Source organism: Proteus sp. G2300, from assembly GCF_009915965.1.
Lineage (GTDB): Bacteria > Pseudomonadota > Gammaproteobacteria > Enterobacterales > Enterobacteriaceae > Proteus > Proteus vulgaris.
In genome coordinates, this window is record NZ_JAABNK010000021.1 from 20,815 (window position 1) to 39,793 (window position 18,979).

The following is an 18,979-nucleotide window of genomic DNA, read 5'->3' on the forward strand; positions in this document are numbered from 1 at the left end:
AAGCTTAATGACTTCAATAGTTGGAGCCGAATGCTCCTAGCGCTATACTAGGAAGTTATTCAAACAATATATGTAAGCGAAACTATGCCCGTTATATCAATCTCTATCGTCGCTGTCTGCGCTTATTTACTCAGTCTGGTGCTCATTTTACCTAGCCTGTTACGAAAAGAGCAGAATGGATACCGAGGATTAGCCCTCCTCTTCGCGGTCATTGCGCTTGTTGCGCATGCTATTTCATTAAAATTTTTAATTTTCCGTCCTCACAGCGGGCAGGATCTTTCACTCACCAACCTAGGTGCTATTGTTAGCCTGATGGTCTGCGTTATTATGACGATTGTGGCTTCGCGTGGCCGAGCATGGTTTTTACTGCCTATTGTTTATTGTTTTGCAATAGTCAATCTTGTCATTGCGACACTGATGCCAGGTGAGTTTGTTACACATCTTGAAAGTAGTACATCACTCTTTATCCATATAGGGCTCGCATTATTAAGCTATGCCACACTGTTAATCGCAGCATTGTATGCATTACAACTAAGCTGGCTCGACTATCAGCTAAAAAATAAGAAACTAAAATTCTCACCTCAAATGCCACCATTAATGACGATTGAGCGTAAAATGTTTCATATCACACAAGTTGGTGTCGTGTTACTCACACTAACATTGTGTACAGGTTTGGTGTACATGGATAATATTTTTGGTAAAGAAAATATCCATAAATCGATTTTTTCTATTATCGCTTGGTTTGTTTACATCATTTTATTATGGGGACATTTCCGCGAAGGGTGGAGAGGGAAAAAAGTCATTATCTTTAACTTGATTGGCGCCATTATTTTGACATTAGCTTTTTTTGGTAATCGTTTATTACAAGAGTTAATGCTTAATTAATTTTTATTTTAAGGTAGCAAAAGGATCTCAATTTTGGAGCATGTGTCGACAACTACGCTCATTATCATACTAATAGCGATGATTATTGCCTCAGCTTATTTTTCTGGAACAGAAACCAGTATGATGACGATTAATCGTTATCGTCTTCGTCATGCAGCAAAACAAGGAAATCGCTCTGCAAAACGTGTTGAAAAACTATTGCAACGGCCTGATAGATTGATCAGTCTGGTATTGATTGGCAATAATCTGATTAATATTGTTGCATCTGCATTAGCAACTATTGTGGGCATGCGTTTATATGGTGATGCTGGTGTTGCTATAGCAACAGGGATATTAACGTTTGTGATCCTTATTTTTGCGGAAGTACTACCAAAATCAATCGCGGCGTTGTATCCAGAACAGTTTGCCTACCCAAGTAGCATCATTCTTTCACCATTACAAAAAATCATGTTACCGATTGTTTGGTTTTTTAATAAAATCACATTAATATTCATGCGAATTTTAGGAATAAAGTCGCCAGTAATACAAGGTAATGCCGTTTCAAAAGAAGAGCTAAGAACCATTGTAAATGAATCAAAATCAAAGCTTTCTCAAAGAAATCAAAATATGTTGCTTTCTATTCTTGATTTAGAAAAAGTAACTATTGGCGATATTATGGTTCCAAGAAATGAAATTATTGGTATCGATGTAAATGACGAATGGAAATCAATCGTAAGACAACTCACTCACTCCCCTCATGGTCGAATTGTGCTTTATCGCGATACTCTTGATGATGCCATTGGAATGTTACGAGTGCGTGAAGCCTATCGTTTAATGACGGAGAAAAAAGAATTCACTAAACAAATTTTGATGAAAGCGGCAGATAAAGTCTATTTTATTCCTGAAAGCACACCGTTAAATTTACAGCTTGTTAATTTTCAGCTTAATAATGAAAAAGCAGGTATTGTGGTAGATGAATATGGTGAAATTCAAGGTTTGGTCACTGTTGAAGATATTTTAGAAGAAATTGTGGGTGACTTTACCACTTCAATGTCACCGTCATTAGCAGAAGAAGTGACATCTCAAAAAGATGGATCATTACTCGTTGATGGCACAACAAATATTCGAGACATCAATAAAGCATTTGGCTGGCATTTGCCCGAAGATGAAGCCAGAACTATTAACGGTGTCATTATTGAAGAACTTGGTGACTTACCTGTTGTCGGCGATAAAATAAAAGTCAGTGATTATGAATTCGAAATACTTGAAGTCCAGGACAACGTGATCAAAAAGGCCCTAATTCGCCATCTCGCTATTCCTCATCATTAATGAATGCAAAATAAAGCGCTTATTGAAGCGCTTTATTTTTTTCTATTTATCCTAACTCAAATCGTAATTTGCTATTACGAAAATCAAACTCTCTCGCGGGTTCCATATAAGAAGGTTCTATTGCTTGTTCTCTCTTGAGTTGAATAGGCCTTACTTGTTGATAATCAGAATAAAAACCATGATTTTTTACTCACATCACTAGATTAAGTGCTGGCTCATGAGAATAAGAATAACCATATTCTTCTCGTTGACAAATAAAGCATGCTGTTTCATCTTTTTTTAACGTAAGAGAAAGAGACTTGCGTGGAAAATGAGTACGCAATGTACTTTTACCAAAGAAATAAAATTCTCGAACAAAAAATTCTAAAACCAATTTGGGTGATAGGAATGGATGATTTTCCATAATAAAAGTGTACTCCGTGTATTAAGCATAAATTTAATCCATTATTGTGATAACAATATAAGAAGATAAGAAAATAAAACAATGGGATAAAAAAAAGAAAAATAGGAAAAAATTAGAATAAAAAGAGACAATAAATCAGGATGCGAATTTCTTGATCTATTGTCCCCTAGTTTTATAAGGTGCCTAAGACTAGATATGTAGCTCTTTTAAAGTCTCTTCAGGAAGTGCTAATTCGTCGTTATGATTAATACCAATATGGTGAGATAAAATATCCCGTGCAATGTCTTGTGCTTCAGTCAGAGAGTGCATTTCATAAGTACCGCATTGATATACATTCAACTCAGGGATATGATTTTGATCTTTTACTTTCAAAACATCTTCCATTGCTGCTTTCCATGCATCAGCAACTCTCTGTTCTTCTGGTTGCCCAATTAAGCTCATATAGAAGCCTGTACGACACCCCATCGGCGAGATATCAATGATCTCGACTCCATTACCATTAAGATGGTTACGCATGAAGCCAGCGAACAGATGCTCTAATGTATGAATTCCTTTCTCAGGCATAGCTTTTTTATTTGGCACAGTAAAACGTAAGTCAAATACCGTGATGGTATCACCTGATGGCGTTTTCATTGTTTTAGCAACGCGTACAGCGGGTGCAGACATACGAGTATGATCAACAGTAAAACTATCCAATAAAGGCATAAAAAACCTCCTAAGAAAAATTTAAATATTTTTAAGAAAAAATGAAACTTTCTGCAAGTAGCCCGGTCTTAGTAATGAATACGCGCAAAATGTTATCATCCCTATTTCTCTATAGAATTTTTCAGCCACACAAATCTTAGTGTGGCTTTTTTCTATCTAAGTTTAGGAAGCCACGTTATCGGCATTCGCCCCCGCATGGTTCTTCAAATACTCATCAAAAGAAATGGTATCACTCTTTTCTAACTCTTCTTGACGTTTTATAGATGAAATTCTCTCATGTTCGAACGCTTCATCAGTCAATGTTTCATAAGGTGTTTTAATTAATTCTTGGTAATACTCTTCCGCTAAAGATAAACCGTAGCTACCAATGCCTTGTGTTTTGATTTTCTCTAACAGTCTGCCAGAAAAGGTTAATTCTGGATTATCAAACATTTCTTCTAACTTAACACAAACTTCCATATATTTTGTGCCAGAACAGCAATCAAGAACATTAGCTACACGTTTTAAATCTGCAAATAACGCTTTACCCACTTGTGCTAACGGCTCTCTTCTTTCTCCACACCCCATGCCAATAACTTGACCTGGTTTACGTCCTTCTAGAATAACGTTATTCCAATTTGAACGACAACACGCTAATTCAGATGCGCTCATTTCTGGTGCATCAGCTAAAACACACCAAATCAAAAATAAATCAAGGAAACGAATTTGTGTTTCATCGACACCAATTGGTGTAAAAGGATTAATATCGAGTGAACGAACTTCAATATATTCAATGCCACCTCGTAATAAAGCATCAGAAGGAGACTCATCACCTTTGACTACACGCTTAGGGCGAATAGGTGCATAAAGCTCATTTTCAATCTGTAGTACGTTGGTGTTTAATTGAATGTATTCGCCGTCTTTATTCTTAACACCCAGTTTTGCAAATTCATCAGATGGCTTATGAATCGCTTTTTTCAGCCCTTTGACGTAAGTCTCGAGGTGATTAAAGGTAATATCCAAATCACTTTGGGATTTGTTGGTATATCCCAAGTCACTTAAACGTAATGACGTTGCGTAAGGTAAATACTTCGCACCTTTTGGCGTATTTTCAAACGGTAAGTTTGTTTCTCTTCCCTTTAAAAAAGATCCACAAATTGCCGGCGATGCACCAAAGAAAAATGGAATAATCCAACCAAAGCGATAATAGTTGCGGATCAAACGCAAATAACCATCTGAAATCGCCTCTTTACCACTGTTTTCATCTTTGATATTCGCCCATGCTTGCCAAAATTCGATAGGCAATGAAAAATTATAATGCACACCTGAAATAGTTTGCATTAAAGCGCCATAACGATTTTTCAGCCCTTCACGATATAGCGTTTTAAAACGCCCGACATTGGATGTGCCAAATTGAGCAAGCGTAATCTTATCTTCTGCTTCAATAAAGCAAGGCATACTCATAGGCCACATGCGTTCATTATCTAAGTGACGCGCCGTATAGCGATGTAAATCAGCTAAAAAGTGCAGGGTATGTGAAATATTGTCATCAACAGGCGTTATAAACTCTAACAGCGATTCAGCGAAATCTGTTGTGATCCATTTATGAGTTAATGACTTACCTAATGAGATAGGATGCTCGGTTGATGCTAAATTGCCTTCTGGTGTTACCCTTAAGGTTTCACGCTCGATACCACGGTGGATGCCACATAAAACTTTAGGGTGTGCTTCCAACCAAGAAAGCGCTTTGGATACGTCCGGGATCAAAGGTGACCTCCCGCGTTGATTAATGTTAGTAAATAGATAGGTGTTACTTTATCGTAAAGTCACTAAATTGTCGCTGATTAGATGATGTTAGCATTGTTAGTAGATGCTAAACAAAATCTTAGCATAATGAGAAATGAATGAATCGTGGAAAGCAAAAAGCCTCGCAAAAGCGAGGCTTTAAAGATGGTGCATCCTGGAGGATTCGAACCTCCGACCGCTCGGTTCGTAGCCGAGTACTCTATCCAGCTGAGCTAAGGATGCAGGTCTAACGAATTATTCTAGAAGCGATTTAACTATGATATCTAATAAAAGATGGTGCATCCTGGAGGATTCGAACCTCCGACCGCTCGGTTCGTAGCCGAGTACTCTATCCAGCTGAGCTAAGGATGCGTCGTCGTAATCTTTCTAGCTGCTCATATTGCTATTAGCAATAATGAGTAATGAGATGGTGCATCCTGGAGGATTCGAACCTCCGACCGCTCGGTTCGTAGCCGAGTACTCTATCCAGCTGAGCTAAGGATGCGCCGTTTTAATACTTTACTCTTTTAATGCAAATTATTCACCATTTGCACCAAAATAAAAACCCCATACATTAATCATGGGGTTGGAATTGGTGCATCCTGGAGGATTCGAACCTCCGACCGCTCGGTTCGTAGCCGAGTACTCTATCCAGCTGAGCTAAGGATGCAATCTAAATGGCGGTGAGAGAGGGATTCGAACCCTCGATGCAGCTTTTGACCGCATACTCCCTTAGCAGGGGAGCGCCTTCAGCCTCTCGGCCATCTCACCATATTTAGAACCACTCAACGAAGTTCTTACTGAACATCTCGTCTCTGTGTGGCGCACATATTACTTTCTCAGCCTAAGAAGTCAAACAATTTTTCTCAACTTTTTACGAATATATGTTTGTTTGAACACTTCACAAACAAACTGATGCGTTTATCAGCAAGATTGGCTAAAAAAGTCTTAAACACAATGATATCGCTGATGAAAAATCATTCAAGTATTTTATACTCATAGCAAATATATTTATTTGCAAAACAAATAATTGTGAAGCGAATGATTAGAGGTAAAAAGAGTTTCAATTCTGTCAATCAGAATAAACGGATAGTGCAATAATAAATGCAACTCAAGGAGAGTGATGATAGGAACCAAAAAAGGAATAAAAAGTCTTATAAAGAGAAAAGCGCCCAGACCCGGCAAAAGTGTGGACGCTTACGAATGAATTGTAGCTAACTAAAAGTGGGAATTTATTTAGTAGTTATCAGTAGGCTGAGTTTTCTCGGCCTGAATTCGTTGATAGATCTCTTCACGATGGACTGATACTTCTTTGGGTGCATTTACGCCAATCCGTACCTGATTACCTTTAACCCCTAAAACGGTTACGGTCACATCATCGCCTATCATAAGCGTTTCACCAACTCGACGAGTTAGAATAAGCATTCTTTGCTCCTTGAAAATTTACAAGAGTCGGGTCTCTAGAATTTCCCGGCCATTATCCATCATACATTGTCAATTCGTATAATCATTATTTATCACAAGTAACTCATACTTCATAACAAAATATAAATTTTGTGACTGATTATTTAACGGATCATCAATATCTCTATAAGGCGTTATCCCTATAAATCAGGGATAGCGCCTTTTTTCAGGTTATTATCGCTTACAGATGCGATTCAACCCACTCGTCAACACTTGCTAAAGCCACAGGTAAAGCATCAATATCAGTACCACCAGCTTGAGCCATATCAGGGCGACCGCCACCTTTACCGCCGATTTGCTGTGCTACAAAACTAATTAACTCACCCGCTTTAACTTTAGCAGTCAAATCTTTAGTGACCCCAACAATTAAGCTCACTTTACCATCAGAAATAGTAGAAAGCACAATAATTGCTGAACCCAATTGATTTTTTAAATCATCAACCATGGTTCTTAACATTTTTGGCTCAACACCATTAAGCTCACGAACTAAAAGTTTGATACCTTTCACGTTTTTAGCTTGACCACCTAAAGAAGAACTTTCTTGGGCTGCTTGCTGATCTTTTAGTTGTTGGAGTTCTTTTTCTAATAAGCGGTACTTTTCTTGGACTGTCTTAATTCTTTCAACCAAGTTTGTACCGTCACTTTTTAGAACTTGCGCAACAAGAGAGATAAGATCTGATTGCTCATGAACACTCTCAATTGCTGTAATACCTGTAATTGCCTCAATACGACGAATACCAGCCGCCGTTCCTGACTCACTGATAATACGGAATAAACCAATATCCCCCGTCCTAGAAGCGTGAGTACCGCCACAAAGTTCAGTAGAGAAATCCCCCATGGTTAAAACACGAACACGTTCGTCGTATTTCTCACCAAACAGAGCCATCGCCCCTTTCTCTTTAGCGTCCTCAAGATCCATTAGCTCAGTGACAATCGGTGAGTTAAGACGGATTTGCGCATTCACAATGTCTTCGATTTCTCGTAATTGCTCTGGTTTAACTGCTTCAAAATGAGAGAAGTCAAAGCGCAGGTATTTATCGTTAACTAAAGAACCTTTTTGCGTAACATGCGTACCTAATACTTGGCGTAATGCTGCATGTAATAAGTGAGTCGCAGAGTGATTCAATCGAATGGCATCACGGCGAGCAATATCAATGGTAGCATTGATTTTATGGTTAACAATAAATGACCCTACGTTAACTTTACCAATATGGCCAATTGCTTTACCGTATTTTTGCGTATCTGTGACTTCAAACTGACTATCTTTACTCGTCAAGACACCTTTATCACCCACCTGACCACCAGACTCTGCATAAAATGCCGTCTTATTTAAGAAGATTATACCTTCTTCGCCTGCTTTTAATTCAGTGACTGATTGTCCATTACGAAAAATGGCCGTAACAGTGCCTTGCTGTTCGTTATGATCATAGCCAGAGAAATCACTGCGGCTATCAACTTTGATAAGGCTATTATAGTCAGTACCAAAACCGCTGGATTCACGAGCACGTTTACGTTGCTCCTCCATTGCAAGATCAAAGCCCTTTTCATCAACTTTAATATTTCTTTCACGGCAAACATCAGCCGTTAAATCAAGAGGGAAACCGTAAGTATCATAAAGGCGGAAAGCTGTTTCACCCGGAAGAACGTCATCTGTTAATTGAGCAAGCTCTTCATCTAATAGTTGAAGACCACGTTCTAACGTACGAGCAAACTGCTCTTCTTCTGTTTTGAGTACTTTCTCAACAGTAACTTGTTGACGTTTTAATTCTTCACCCGCCTCAGCCATCACTTCAATTAATGGCGCAACTAATTTATAGAAGAAGGTATCTTTCGCGCCAAGCATATACCCATGACGCACAGCTCGACGAATAATACGACGTAGCACATAGCCACGACCTTCATTAGAAGGAATAACACCATCACAGATAAGGAAGGAACAAGAACGAATATGGTCAGCAATAACGCGTAACGATTTATTACTTAAATCAGAAGCATTAGTCACTTTCGCGACTGATTCAATTAATGAACGGAATAAATCAATATCATAGTTAGAGTTTACATGCTGTAAAACAGCCGTAATACGCTCTAATCCCATACCTGTATCAACAGATGGTTTGGGTAATGGATCCATTGTACCGTCTGATTTACGGTTAAATTGCATGAAGACAATGTTCCAGATCTCAATATAGCGATCGCCGTCTTCTTCTGGTGATCCCGGAGGCCCCCCCCAAATGTGGTCACCGTGATCATAAAATATTTCGGTGCAAGGTCCACAAGGACCAGTGTCTCCCATTTGCCAGAAGTTATCTGAGGCAAATGGTGCACCTTTATTATCGCCAATGCGAATTATTCTTTCTGCAGGAATACCAATTTCTTTATTCCAAATATCATAAGCTTCATCATCTGTAGCATATACGGTTACCCAAAGCCTTTCTTTAGGTAAGTTAAACCACTCTTTGCCCGTTAATAATTCCCAAGCAAAATGGATTGCGTCATGTTTGAAATAGTCACCAAAACTAAAATTACCTAGCATTTCAAAAAAAGTATGGTGACGGGCAGTATAACCCACATTTTCTAAATCGTTATGTTTACCACCAGCACGTACACAGCGTTGCGCGGTTGTCGCTCGGGAATAAGGTCTATTGTCCAATCCAAGAAACACATCTTTGAATTGGTTCATCCCTGCGTTTGTAAACAGCAATGTTGGATCGTTATTTGGAACCAAAGAACTGCTAGGTACTATTTGATGTCCTTTAGTATGAAAAAAGTCGAGAAACGCCTGACGGATCTCAGCGGTGCTTTTGCTCATAATTATCCCGAAATCAAGCTGGAAAAACAGAAATTAGAAATCTAGTTAGAGGAGGTTTATGGTTACCTCTACTTAGCCAACGAATACATAAGTAGGGATAAGATAGAATTTCTTCTGTCAGAAGTAAAACCCCCGATAAACTTATTCGTGTTGACATTGTAAATCGTCTAGTTTTTTTCTGAAAGTGGGATTGTTATATGAGAATGGGACTTTTCTCTATTTAAGTGAGATTATTCTAAGAAATGTAAGAGGTTTAAAGTATTTTCATTTTGTAATTATTAAAAAGTATTTGTTATTATTGTTTTTTTGTCATCTCACAAACTAGATGTGTTTTTTTCTTGAATAACCTCTTTTTCTTATAACAATCAAGAATAAATACACTGGCATTATCCATTAAGAAATATAATAAACTCACGATAACTGACTAAAAAAAAAGTACTTCTCAGTATGAGATCTATCATATCACTCAATAAGCTCTTAAATATCATCCTTATTATATTCAAATATTTTGAAGGTATTTATCTCTCTATGTCAATTATTTACAATCTTACTCAGCGAGCAAATTGTAATGATTCTTATTTATATTAATAATTACTGAGAATATATCATCAAAATTTCACTATATAAACTTTCATACAACTATAAAAAATCATTAGTAAAAAATATCGTTATATTAAATAAAATAGTGTTAAAGGCTAGTTTTAATGGATAGAAAACAGAATAAAACCAATATAAGCCATAACTTGGATAAATAAAACTACACATAACAAAAAGGAAGCCTTTTTAGAGCTTCCTTTTTAAGTGAGTTAAATCACATTAATTGACTAGCTATTTACCATTACAATAATAGTAATTTATCTAAATACACTATCAATTTTAGTCATTCTATTACGAGCCGAGAGATTATTCTTCTGTCTCTTCAGTCTTACCTTCATTGGCAAAATCAGCCGCACTTGTAAACTCACCTGCATGATTTAATAACATTTCACGTAATTTTGTATTTAATTCATCGTACATCTCTGGATGTTCTTTTAGATAAGTTGTTGCATTAGCTTTACCTTGACCAATCTTCTCGCCATTGTAGCTGTACCATGCACCTGCTTTTTCTACCAATTTATGTTTAACACCTAAATCGATAAGCTCACCAAAAGTATTAATACCTTCGCCGTACATAATTTGGAATTCAGCTTGTTTAAATGGCGCTGCAATCTTATTTTTTACAACTTTAACGCGGGTTTCACTTCCCACAACTTCATCACCGTTTTTAACAGAACCAATGCGACGAATATCTAAACGAACAGATGCGTAGAATTTAAGTGCATTACCACCAGTTGTGGTTTCTGGGTTACCGAACATAACACCAATTTTCATACGGATTTGGTTGATAAAAATAAGTAACGTATTGGAATTTTTTAGGTTACCCGCTAACTTACGCATAGCTTGGCTCATCATACGAGCGGCTAAACCTACGTGAGAATCGCCGATTTCACCTTCAATTTCAGCTTTTGGTGTTAATGCTGCTACAGAGTCAACAACGATAACATCAACAGCACCAGAACGAGATAATGCATCACAAATTTCTAAGGCTTGTTCACCCGTATCAGGCTGAGAACACAGTAGGTTATCAATATCTACACCCAATTTTTGGGCATAGATTGGATCTAAAGCATGTTCAGCATCGATAAAAGCACAAATTTTGCCTTCACGTTGAGCTGAAGCGATAACTTGTAATGTTAAAGTTGTTTTACCTGAAGATTCTGGGCCATAGATTTCAACAATACGACCACGTGGTAAACCACCAGCACCTAAAGCAACGTCTAATGATAAAGATCCCGTAGAGATGGTTTCAACGTTCATGGAACGATCTTCGCCCAAACGCATGATAGACCCTTTACCAAATTGCTTTTCAATTTGACCAAGTGCTGCGGCCAATGCTTTTTGTTTGTTTTCATCAATAGCCATGTTATCTCCCTCTGGGCAGTGAAGCATAAAGATGGGTCACTACCATTAAAACGTATATGATTTTGCTTGTTGAAACTCATTATACTGTATAATCATACAGTATCAAGTTAATTATTTATAATTTCTTTAAGAATTGATTTTAAAGAAAAAATAACAGATTCTGCTCTTACTTGCTCTCGCGAACCACTGAATATACAGTGTTTTGCTGTTACCTGAACACCGGTTGTTGTTTTAACCGCAAAGCCAAACCAAACTAAGCCCACTGGTTTTTCTTTACTACCTCCACCAGGGCCTGCAATACCACTGACAGAAACAGCAAAATCGGCATTTGCAGCATCAAGTGCGCCTTTCGCCATTTCTAGAACGACTTCTTCGCTAACAGCGCCATATTTAATCAAGGTTTGTTCATCAACACCTATCATTTCATGCTTTGCTTCGTTACTGTAGGTCACAAAGCCACGGTGATAATAATCAGAGCTTCCTGCAATATCTGTGATGACTTTTGCAATCCATCCACCAGTACAAGATTCTGCCGTTGTTATCGTGCTCTTCTTTTCAATTAGCGCGTTACCCACTTCAATACTTAAGTGAGTCATTTCATCGTAATTTATCATTAAGGTTCATCTAACCTCTATTCTAAATCCTACTGTTTAAGATTTCTTTCTAGTGCAATCCCATAACCATAAACCACCTATTGCGAGTGCAAAGATAGCACCAAATCCAATTCCGATGGCAACAACAGATATTCCAATACTGGTAACCAGTGAGAACAAGCCTAACATTAATAGCATCGCTGTATTTTCACCTAAGTTTTGTACTGCGATAGCATTACCCGCTCCCACGCTGTGCTTTCCTTTATCTTGTAATAGTGCATTCAATGGAACTACAAAGAAGCCACCAAAAATACCAATAACGATAAGGATTAAATAAGATGGAATAATTGAGGTTTGCAATGAAAAGTAAACGACCCCAAGGCCAATTAAAATACCCGCAGGCATACAGCGACGTACTGTTTTCAGTGTTACAAATTTAGCGGCTAATCCAGCGCCAACAACAATACCAATAGCCACCATCGCATTTAATATTGTTGGAGTGGTGTTATCAGTCATGCCTAATGCAATAGGTACCCATTGAACGAGCAAAAAACGCAAAGTCACGCCTGCGCCCCAAAACATACTGGTTCCCACTAATGAAAAACGACTTTCTTTATCTGCCCATAAAGTACCTGTTGCCTCAAGAAATTGAGCGAACATTTTTTTTATGTTCCAACCTCGACCTATTTGCGCGGCAGATAATTTAGGGATACCAAAGTTAACAAGAACCGCCAAAGCGTACATCATTGCACAGACACCTAATGCAAAAACAATACTCCAATCAGAGAGAAAACCACCAATCACTGAGCCCAATAAAATAGCAGCAATGGTTGATGCTTCCATTAAACCATTCGCTTTGACTAAACGCTCTCCATCGGTTAATTCGCCTAAAATACCATATTTGGCTGGAGAATAAACTGCAGCACCAATCCCGACTAAGGCATAACCTAAGAAGGGATCAGAGCCCACACAAATAAGAAAAGCCCCCACAAATTTTAAGATATTACCACTGAGCATAACCCTCCCCTTAGGATTACGATCAGCAACTTGCCCCACAAAAGGGGCTAAAAGAATAAAAGCCAGCACAAAGACCATTTGTAAAACAGGCTGGCTCCATTCAGGGTAAAGAGCTGACTTAAACTGAGCTAAAATGGCAAACAGTAGTGCATTATCAGCAAAAGCAGAAAGAAATTGCGATAACAATACTGCTTTCATTCCCCTACTCATTAAAGGAGGCTGGCTAATATTCTCTGACATTAGTTATTTTCCTGTTCAGCAAGTTTTTTCAATGAGACAAAATCCGTTTTCCCACTCCCAAGAACAGGAATTTCTTTAACAAAACGAATATCTTTCGGCACGGCTATTTCCGCAACACCTTCTGCTTTAGCCAGTGTTGATAATGCGCTACGATCCAATTGCTTATCTGTTGTAAACAGTACCAAGGATTCTCCTCTACGTTTATCGCTGATAGCCACGACTGCGTGCTCACCTTTAGATGCTTTACGTGCAAGTTGCTCGACACCTTCAAGAGAGACCATCTCACCAGCAATTTTAGCAAAGCGTTTTACGCGCCCTTTAATAGTGCAATAACCTTCACTATCGATAGCAACAATATCACCAGTGTCATACCAACCTTCTTCATCAATACCTTCCGCGTTTGTAGCTACGGGGACTTCTAGGTTTTCTGGTGATTCAACACGTAAATACCCCATCATGACATTCGGGCCACGTAATTGTAGTCGTCCCCCTTCCGCGATCCCATTCATTGGGATAAGTCGGCCTTCCATGCCCGGTAATAAACGGCCTACGGTATGTGTTTTAGCACTCATAGGTACGTTGATTGACACAACAGGTGCACATTCGGTAACACCATAACCTTCCAAAATGCGGATACCGAACTTTTCTTGCCATAAAATACGAGTTGATTCTGATAGTTTTTCAGCACCAGCAACCACATACCTAACTCTGGCAAAATCATAAGGATGAGCAAATTTGCCGTAATTACCTAAAAAGGTTGATGTACCAAATAACACTGTACAATTTTGGTCATACACTAATTCAGGCACAACGCGATAGTGTAATGGGCTTGGATAAAGAAAAACACGAGCGCCTAAGCAAATTGGCGTTAATAGACAAGCAGTTAGGCCAAATGCATGGAATAACGGTAATGCTGACATAAATTTATCTTTAGGTGAAAAGTCAGCAATAGCACGAATTTGATCTACGTTAGCCAGTAAACTTGAATGACTATGAACAACACCTTTAGGCGTACCTTCAGATCCTGACGTAAATAAAATAACCGCAGCATCCGTCGATTTTTGCGGTAACATCGCTTTATGTGGAGTAATAAGATGTTTGAGGATCCAGCGTTTATCTTCACGCGTCACACTATCTTTGAGATCTTCAAGGTAAATCCAATTCGCTTCCGGAGTTTGTTCAGGAATATGTAATAAGTTCCCTTTTTCTAAAAATTGGCGTGATGTAAAAATGGTTTTGATTGAAGCTGCTTTCATTGCATTTTGTACGCCTAAGCTACCCGCAGTATAGTTAAGCATAGCCACAACACGTTGGCGCATTGTGGCACCTAATAATGCAGCCGCTGTTACCGTTGTGTTTGGCAATAACAAGCCAATACGTTCATTAGGTACTGTGTAACGTTCAATCAGCCGGCTGATCCCTAACGTTTTTTTCAATAACCCTTGGTAAGAATCTTCTTTTAGATTGATATCTGAAATTAACGGGCTAAATCGCCCATATTGAGACATCGCTTGCAAGAAGGCCTCATATAGCGTAAATGCTGGGCGCGTTTGCATAATAGCATTCATCATAATATCGCGCATCGCTTCACCTGCTAACCGACGACGCTCTGATGATTTTTCTGCTTTTGGCATAGGTAAATCAATTGCAGGCAACACCTTTATCGTGATTCGAGGAAAAAATTTGGACTTTATACGTAAACTTTTACGGACTCGTGAAAAATAGCTAAATTCAGCGCCTTCAATTCTGATAGGAACCACTTTAGCACCTGATTTTGCAGCAATAAAAGCAGCACCTTCATAGATTTTCATCAAACCATTGGTCACGGTAATTCTCCCTTCAGGGAAAATTACCACTGGACGGCCTTTATCCACTTCTTTCACAAGATGCCGTACAGCCATTGGATTAGCAGGATCTAAAGGTACAATATCGGCATAACGACCTAACCATTTTGTCGTTTTTGCAGAAGCCACTGAAGTATAAACAGCAAATACAGGATTAATAGGTAGGAATAAACGTAATAATATACCGTCAATAAAAGAAGTATGATTAGGTGTAATTATACATTTTTCATATTGCGAAAACTGATTAACAAGTCCTTCAATTCTTATTCTAAAGAAGAATTTAAATAGTGTTTTAAAAAACGCTATTAACATCATATCCATATCTCATTTTGCTATAATTAGCCTTACTATAAATAGGATGTGATGAAAATAAAATAGATGTCTTTTGTTTTATCCTTTATATCGGACGACTACCTAATTATTTGATGAGTTTTGCAAGAATTACCGCAATAATTTCATTAATAGATAATCCAGCATCAACAGTGATATCTGCACACTGCATATATAAAGGCTCACGCTTAATTAAAACATCATGCATCTCTGAAACTAACGTTTTCCCCGTTAAGCTAGGTCTTTGTGCTTCATTAGGATCTTGAGATAAGCGTTCAACTAGCGTTTCAACCGAGGCCTGTAAATAAACTGTGACACCTGAGTTTTTCATATAAGCGCGATTTTTATCTGCCAAAACCATGCCACCACCAGTTGAAATAACTTGGTTGGGTTGACTAACTTGAATAAGTGCTTCTGATTCTATTTGACGAAAAAAATCCCAACCTTTTTCTGCCACCATCGCGGATATAGTTTGTTGATACTTTTGGGTTATCCAATAATCCGTATCAATAAATCTATAATTTAAAGAGAGAGAAAGTGCTTTACCTACTGTTGTTTTCCCTGCACCTCGAGGCCCGATAAGGTAAATTGTACTTTCCATAAAATGCACTATCTCCATAGGGTATTCCCATTAGGGTGTAATTAAAAATTTACATACTGTAAAGTATAAAACATCATACCTGATGTAACAAAAAAATAAAGCCACACTTTAGAAAAGTATGGCTTATTTAATAATTTCAATAATTAACGGCGAATTGTATTATCACCATAGCCAATCCATTTATAGGTCGTTAGGGCATCTAATCCCATCGGTCCTCGAGCATGTAATTTTTGTGTGCTAACAGCGACCTCGGCACCTAAGCCAAATTGTCCACCATCAGTAAAGCGTGTACTCGCATTAACATAAACAGCAGCAGAATCTACTTGGCGAACAAAGCGATCAGCATTAGCAATAGATTGTGTCAAAATTGCGTCTGAATGTGCAGTTCCATAACGGCGAATATGGTTAATTGCTTCAGTTAATCCACTTACCACTTCTACATTTAAATCAAGTGATAACCATTCATCACAATAATCAGCATCTTTTACATCAACAATCGTTGCTCCGCCTTTTTTTAACCCAGCTAATGCTTTTTCACTTGAGTGTAAAGTCACCTTTTGCGCTGCCATGGCGTCACTTAGTTGTGGTAAAAATAGATCCGCGATATCTTCATGTACTAAAAGCGTTTCTAAAGAATTACATGCACTTGGGCGTTGCACTTTTGCATTCACAATAACTGTTAATGCTTTTTCTAAATCGGCACTGTCATCAACAAATGTATGGCAAACACCAATACCACCAGTGATAACTGGAATTGTCGATTGTTCACGGCAAAGCCTATGTAGGCCTGCCCCACCACGAGGAATAAGCATATCAATATACTCATCCATTTTTAGCATTTTCGCGACAAGTTCACGATCTGGCTTATCGATGGCTTGAATAGCCCCCGCGGGAATACCACACTTCTCAAGCGCTTGTTGAATAACGGCAACCACAGCTTGATTTGTATGATGTGTCTCTTTTCCACCACGAAGAATGGCTACATTACCTGTTTTCAAACATAATGAAGCAACATCAATTGTAACATTAGGACGAGCTTCGTAAATAACACCAACAACACCTAATGGCACACGGCGACGCTCTAAACGTAAGCCACTATCTAACATACGCCCATCAATAACTTGTCCCACAGGATCTTCTAAGCGACATACTTGTCGAACATCATCAGCAATCGCTTTTAAACGTTCAGAAGTCAACAATAAACGATCAAGCATAGCTGCATTAATATTGGCTTCACGAGCTGCTTGCATATCTTTTTCATTGGCTGCAAGAATTGAAGCTTCTTGTTGCTCTAATAAATCAGCCATAACCAGTAATGCCTGATTTTTTTGCTCTGTCGATAATTGAGCTAAATGCCAAGATGCTTCTCTTGCTGATTTACCCATTTGTTCTAACATCGAAGGCTCCTTAGCTAACAATCATATCGTCACGATGTACAGCAACACTGCCATACTCATAACCTAAAATTTGACTAATTTCTTGTGAATGGTGGCCTGCAATTAAGCGCAGTGCATCACTATTATAGTGAGCAACACCATGAGCGAGATCTTTACCCTGTAAACTTTGAATACGAATAACGCTCCCACGAGAGAAATCGCCTTTTATTTCTTTAATGCCTTTCGGTAAAAGGGAGCTGCCTTTTTCTTTAATTGCTTTTTCAGCCCCTTCATCAACCACAATAATACCTGCTATTGGTGCGCCAAAGATCCATCGTTTACGAGCTTCTAATGGGCTTTGTAATCCATGAAATAAAGTTCCAACAGGTTCATTATTGATAACTTTACCAATCACCTCAGGTTGTATTCCTGCCGCTATGACAACATCAATACCTGCACGCCCAGCAACAGTGGCAGCTTGTAATTTTGTTGCCATTCCGCCTGTACCTAAACCAGATACACTATCACCCGCCATTTCACGTAATTCGTCATTGATATCAAAAACTTCGGGAATAAGTTTAGCTTCAGGATTACTACGAGGATCAGCAGTATATAATCCTTCAATATCAGTCAGTAATAACAGCTTATCAGCGCTTCCTAAAATAGCGGCTAATGCAGATAAATTATCGTTATCCCCTACTTTAATTTCTGCGGTAGCAACGGCATCGTTTTCATTAATAACTGGAATAATGCGGTTATCTAATAATGCATGTAATGTATCACGCGCATTCAAGAAGCGTTCTCTATCTTCAATATCTGCACGTGTTAACAACATCTGACCAATATGAATACCATAGATAGCAAATAATTGTTTCCATACTTGAATTAATGCGCTTTGGCCTACAGCGGCAAGCAACTGCTTAGAAGCAATGGTTGCAGGTAAATCAGGATAATTCAAATATTCACGCCCTGCTGCAATTGCCCCCGAAGTAACAATAATAATCCGATGACCTTTTTCGTGTTGTTTAGCGCATTGGCGAACCAGCTCAACAATATGAGACTGATCCAGACGTCGTGAACCACCAGTAAGTACACTTGTCCCTAATTTAACAACCAGTGTTTGGCTGCTACTCATAACATTTACCATTCTTGTTGATTATTTAAAAAGATAATACACAGTTTTATCAGGAGAGAAGCGTTATGCCAACCGACATAACGCAAAATCTATGAAAAGTTGCCCTAACACAAAATTAGGGCTGAATCGGAAGCGGAAATTTGTTCATTTTTTCATCAGGAATAAGTGTCATCTCTAATTCACTCACTGCTGTTTTAAGAAATTGATGAAAACGGATCAGTGTTTCATTGATTGATTCAGCAACATCATTTTTACTGATGTTCTGATGGATCCAATCACCATTTTTATCAAATAGTCCAATTTGATAATGATAAATGAGCTGTTCATTGTTGCGTTCTAATTTCATCCACCAGCCCCAAAACTCACGTTTTTCTGGTACGACTTTCTTATTCACACAAACAGCTAAACAGTCAAAAAAGAACTGGCTCTCTTGGCATTGTTGCTCTCGGATATAGGGGCCGATTTGAGCAAAACGCTTTAATAACTTACCTCGGGTAGGGTTCAAAGATGAAGTCATAAATTCAGTCTCCTTAGAAACTCTAC

General features: G+C 38.4%; 15 protein-coding genes and 5 tRNA genes. 2 read left to right on the plus strand and 18 right to left on the minus strand.

Features of this window, described 5'->3' with window-relative positions; genetic code table 11:
- Positions 1–84 precede the first annotated feature (84 nt).
- Together GWI97_RS10055 and GWI97_RS10060 are read left to right on the plus strand one after the other, a co-directional pair.
- Positions 85–885, plus strand: a complete 801-nt coding sequence (locus tag GWI97_RS10055; RefSeq protein ID WP_036932580.1) for a cytochrome C assembly family protein — start codon at positions 85–87, stop codon at positions 883–885.
- 33 nt (positions 886–918) lie between these two features.
- A complete protein-coding gene (locus GWI97_RS10060; RefSeq protein WP_036932581.1) occupies positions 919–2,193 on the plus strand; it encodes a CNNM domain-containing protein in 1,275 nt (424 codons plus the stop codon).
- Between the two features lie 190 nt (positions 2,194–2,383).
- Here GWI97_RS10060 and GWI97_RS10065 read toward each other — a convergent pair whose 3' ends face one another.
- From GWI97_RS10065 to crl, 18 genes are all read right to left on the minus strand, one after another.
- On the minus strand, positions 2,384–2,596 hold the full coding sequence (locus GWI97_RS10065) for a hypothetical protein (RefSeq protein ID WP_036932582.1): 213 nt from the start codon (positions 2,594–2,596) through the stop codon (positions 2,384–2,386).
- Positions 2,597–2,785: 189 nt separating this feature from the next.
- Positions 2,786–3,301: an S-ribosylhomocysteine lyase gene (gene luxS / locus GWI97_RS10070; protein ID WP_036932584.1), complete on the minus strand. Its 516-nt coding sequence runs from the start codon at positions 3,299–3,301 to the stop codon at positions 2,786–2,788.
- 162 nt (positions 3,302–3,463) lie between these two features.
- Positions 3,464–5,047 carry a glutamate--cysteine ligase gene (gshA, locus tag GWI97_RS10075; protein ID WP_036932585.1) on the minus strand — a complete coding sequence of 528 codons (1,584 nt, stop codon included), beginning with the start codon at positions 5,045–5,047 and terminating at the stop codon, positions 3,464–3,466.
- A 184-nt stretch (positions 5,048–5,231) separates the two neighbouring features.
- Positions 5,232–5,308: transfer RNA gene (locus tag GWI97_RS10080), tRNA-Arg, on the minus strand.
- Between the two features lie 52 nt (positions 5,309–5,360).
- Positions 5,361–5,437 (minus strand) — tRNA-Arg (locus GWI97_RS10085).
- 56 nt (positions 5,438–5,493) lie between these two features.
- Positions 5,494–5,570, minus strand: a tRNA-Arg gene (locus GWI97_RS10090).
- Between the two features lie 88 nt (positions 5,571–5,658).
- Positions 5,659–5,735 (minus strand) — tRNA-Arg (locus tag GWI97_RS10095).
- A gap of 8 nt (positions 5,736–5,743) precedes the next feature.
- A tRNA-Ser gene (locus GWI97_RS10100) sits at positions 5,744–5,836 on the minus strand.
- Between the two features lie 465 nt (positions 5,837–6,301).
- A complete protein-coding gene (gene csrA / locus GWI97_RS10105; protein WP_004244778.1) occupies positions 6,302–6,490 on the minus strand; it encodes a carbon storage regulator CsrA in 189 nt (62 codons plus the stop codon).
- A gap of 220 nt (positions 6,491–6,710) precedes the next feature.
- The gene (gene alaS, locus GWI97_RS10110) at positions 6,711–9,338 is read right to left on the minus strand and encodes an alanine--tRNA ligase (RefSeq protein ID WP_036932586.1); all 2,628 of its coding nucleotides are present in this window, start codon (positions 9,336–9,338) and stop codon (positions 6,711–6,713) included.
- Between the two features lie 903 nt (positions 9,339–10,241).
- Positions 10,242–11,300, minus strand: coding sequence for a recombinase RecA (gene recA / locus GWI97_RS10115; protein WP_036932587.1), 1,059 nt, complete (start codon positions 11,298–11,300; stop codon positions 10,242–10,244).
- A gap of 107 nt (positions 11,301–11,407) precedes the next feature.
- Complete coding sequence (gene pncC / locus GWI97_RS10120; protein WP_036932588.1) at positions 11,408–11,914, minus strand: nicotinamide-nucleotide amidase; 507 nt, start codon at positions 11,912–11,914, stop codon at positions 11,408–11,410.
- 36 nt (positions 11,915–11,950) lie between these two features.
- A complete protein-coding gene (gene lplT / locus GWI97_RS10125) occupies positions 11,951–13,150 on the minus strand; it encodes a lysophospholipid transporter LplT (protein WP_036932589.1) in 1,200 nt (399 codons plus the stop codon).
- The gene (gene aas / locus GWI97_RS10130; RefSeq protein ID WP_082239414.1) at positions 13,150–15,309 is read right to left on the minus strand and encodes a bifunctional acyl-ACP--phospholipid O-acyltransferase/long-chain-fatty-acid--ACP ligase; all 2,160 of its coding nucleotides are present in this window, start codon (positions 15,307–15,309) and stop codon (positions 13,150–13,152) included. Before aas ends, lplT begins: the two co-directional genes overlap by 1 nt.
- Positions 15,310–15,412: 103 nt before the next feature.
- Positions 15,413–15,925: a shikimate kinase AroL gene (aroL, locus tag GWI97_RS10135; RefSeq protein WP_036932590.1), complete on the minus strand. Its 513-nt coding sequence runs from the start codon at positions 15,923–15,925 to the stop codon at positions 15,413–15,415.
- A 143-nt stretch (positions 15,926–16,068) separates the two neighbouring features.
- The gene (locus GWI97_RS10140; protein WP_161751944.1) at positions 16,069–17,322 is read right to left on the minus strand and encodes a glutamate-5-semialdehyde dehydrogenase; all 1,254 of its coding nucleotides are present in this window, start codon (positions 17,320–17,322) and stop codon (positions 16,069–16,071) included.
- A 10-nt stretch (positions 17,323–17,332) separates the two neighbouring features.
- Complete coding sequence (gene proB, locus GWI97_RS10145) at positions 17,333–18,436, minus strand: glutamate 5-kinase (protein WP_036932592.1); 1,104 nt, start codon at positions 18,434–18,436, stop codon at positions 17,333–17,335.
- Positions 18,437–18,551: 115 nt separating this feature from the next.
- The gene (crl, locus tag GWI97_RS10150; protein WP_036932593.1) at positions 18,552–18,953 is read right to left on the minus strand and encodes a sigma factor-binding protein Crl; all 402 of its coding nucleotides are present in this window, start codon (positions 18,951–18,953) and stop codon (positions 18,552–18,554) included.
- Between the last annotated feature and the right edge of the window lie 26 nt (positions 18,954–18,979).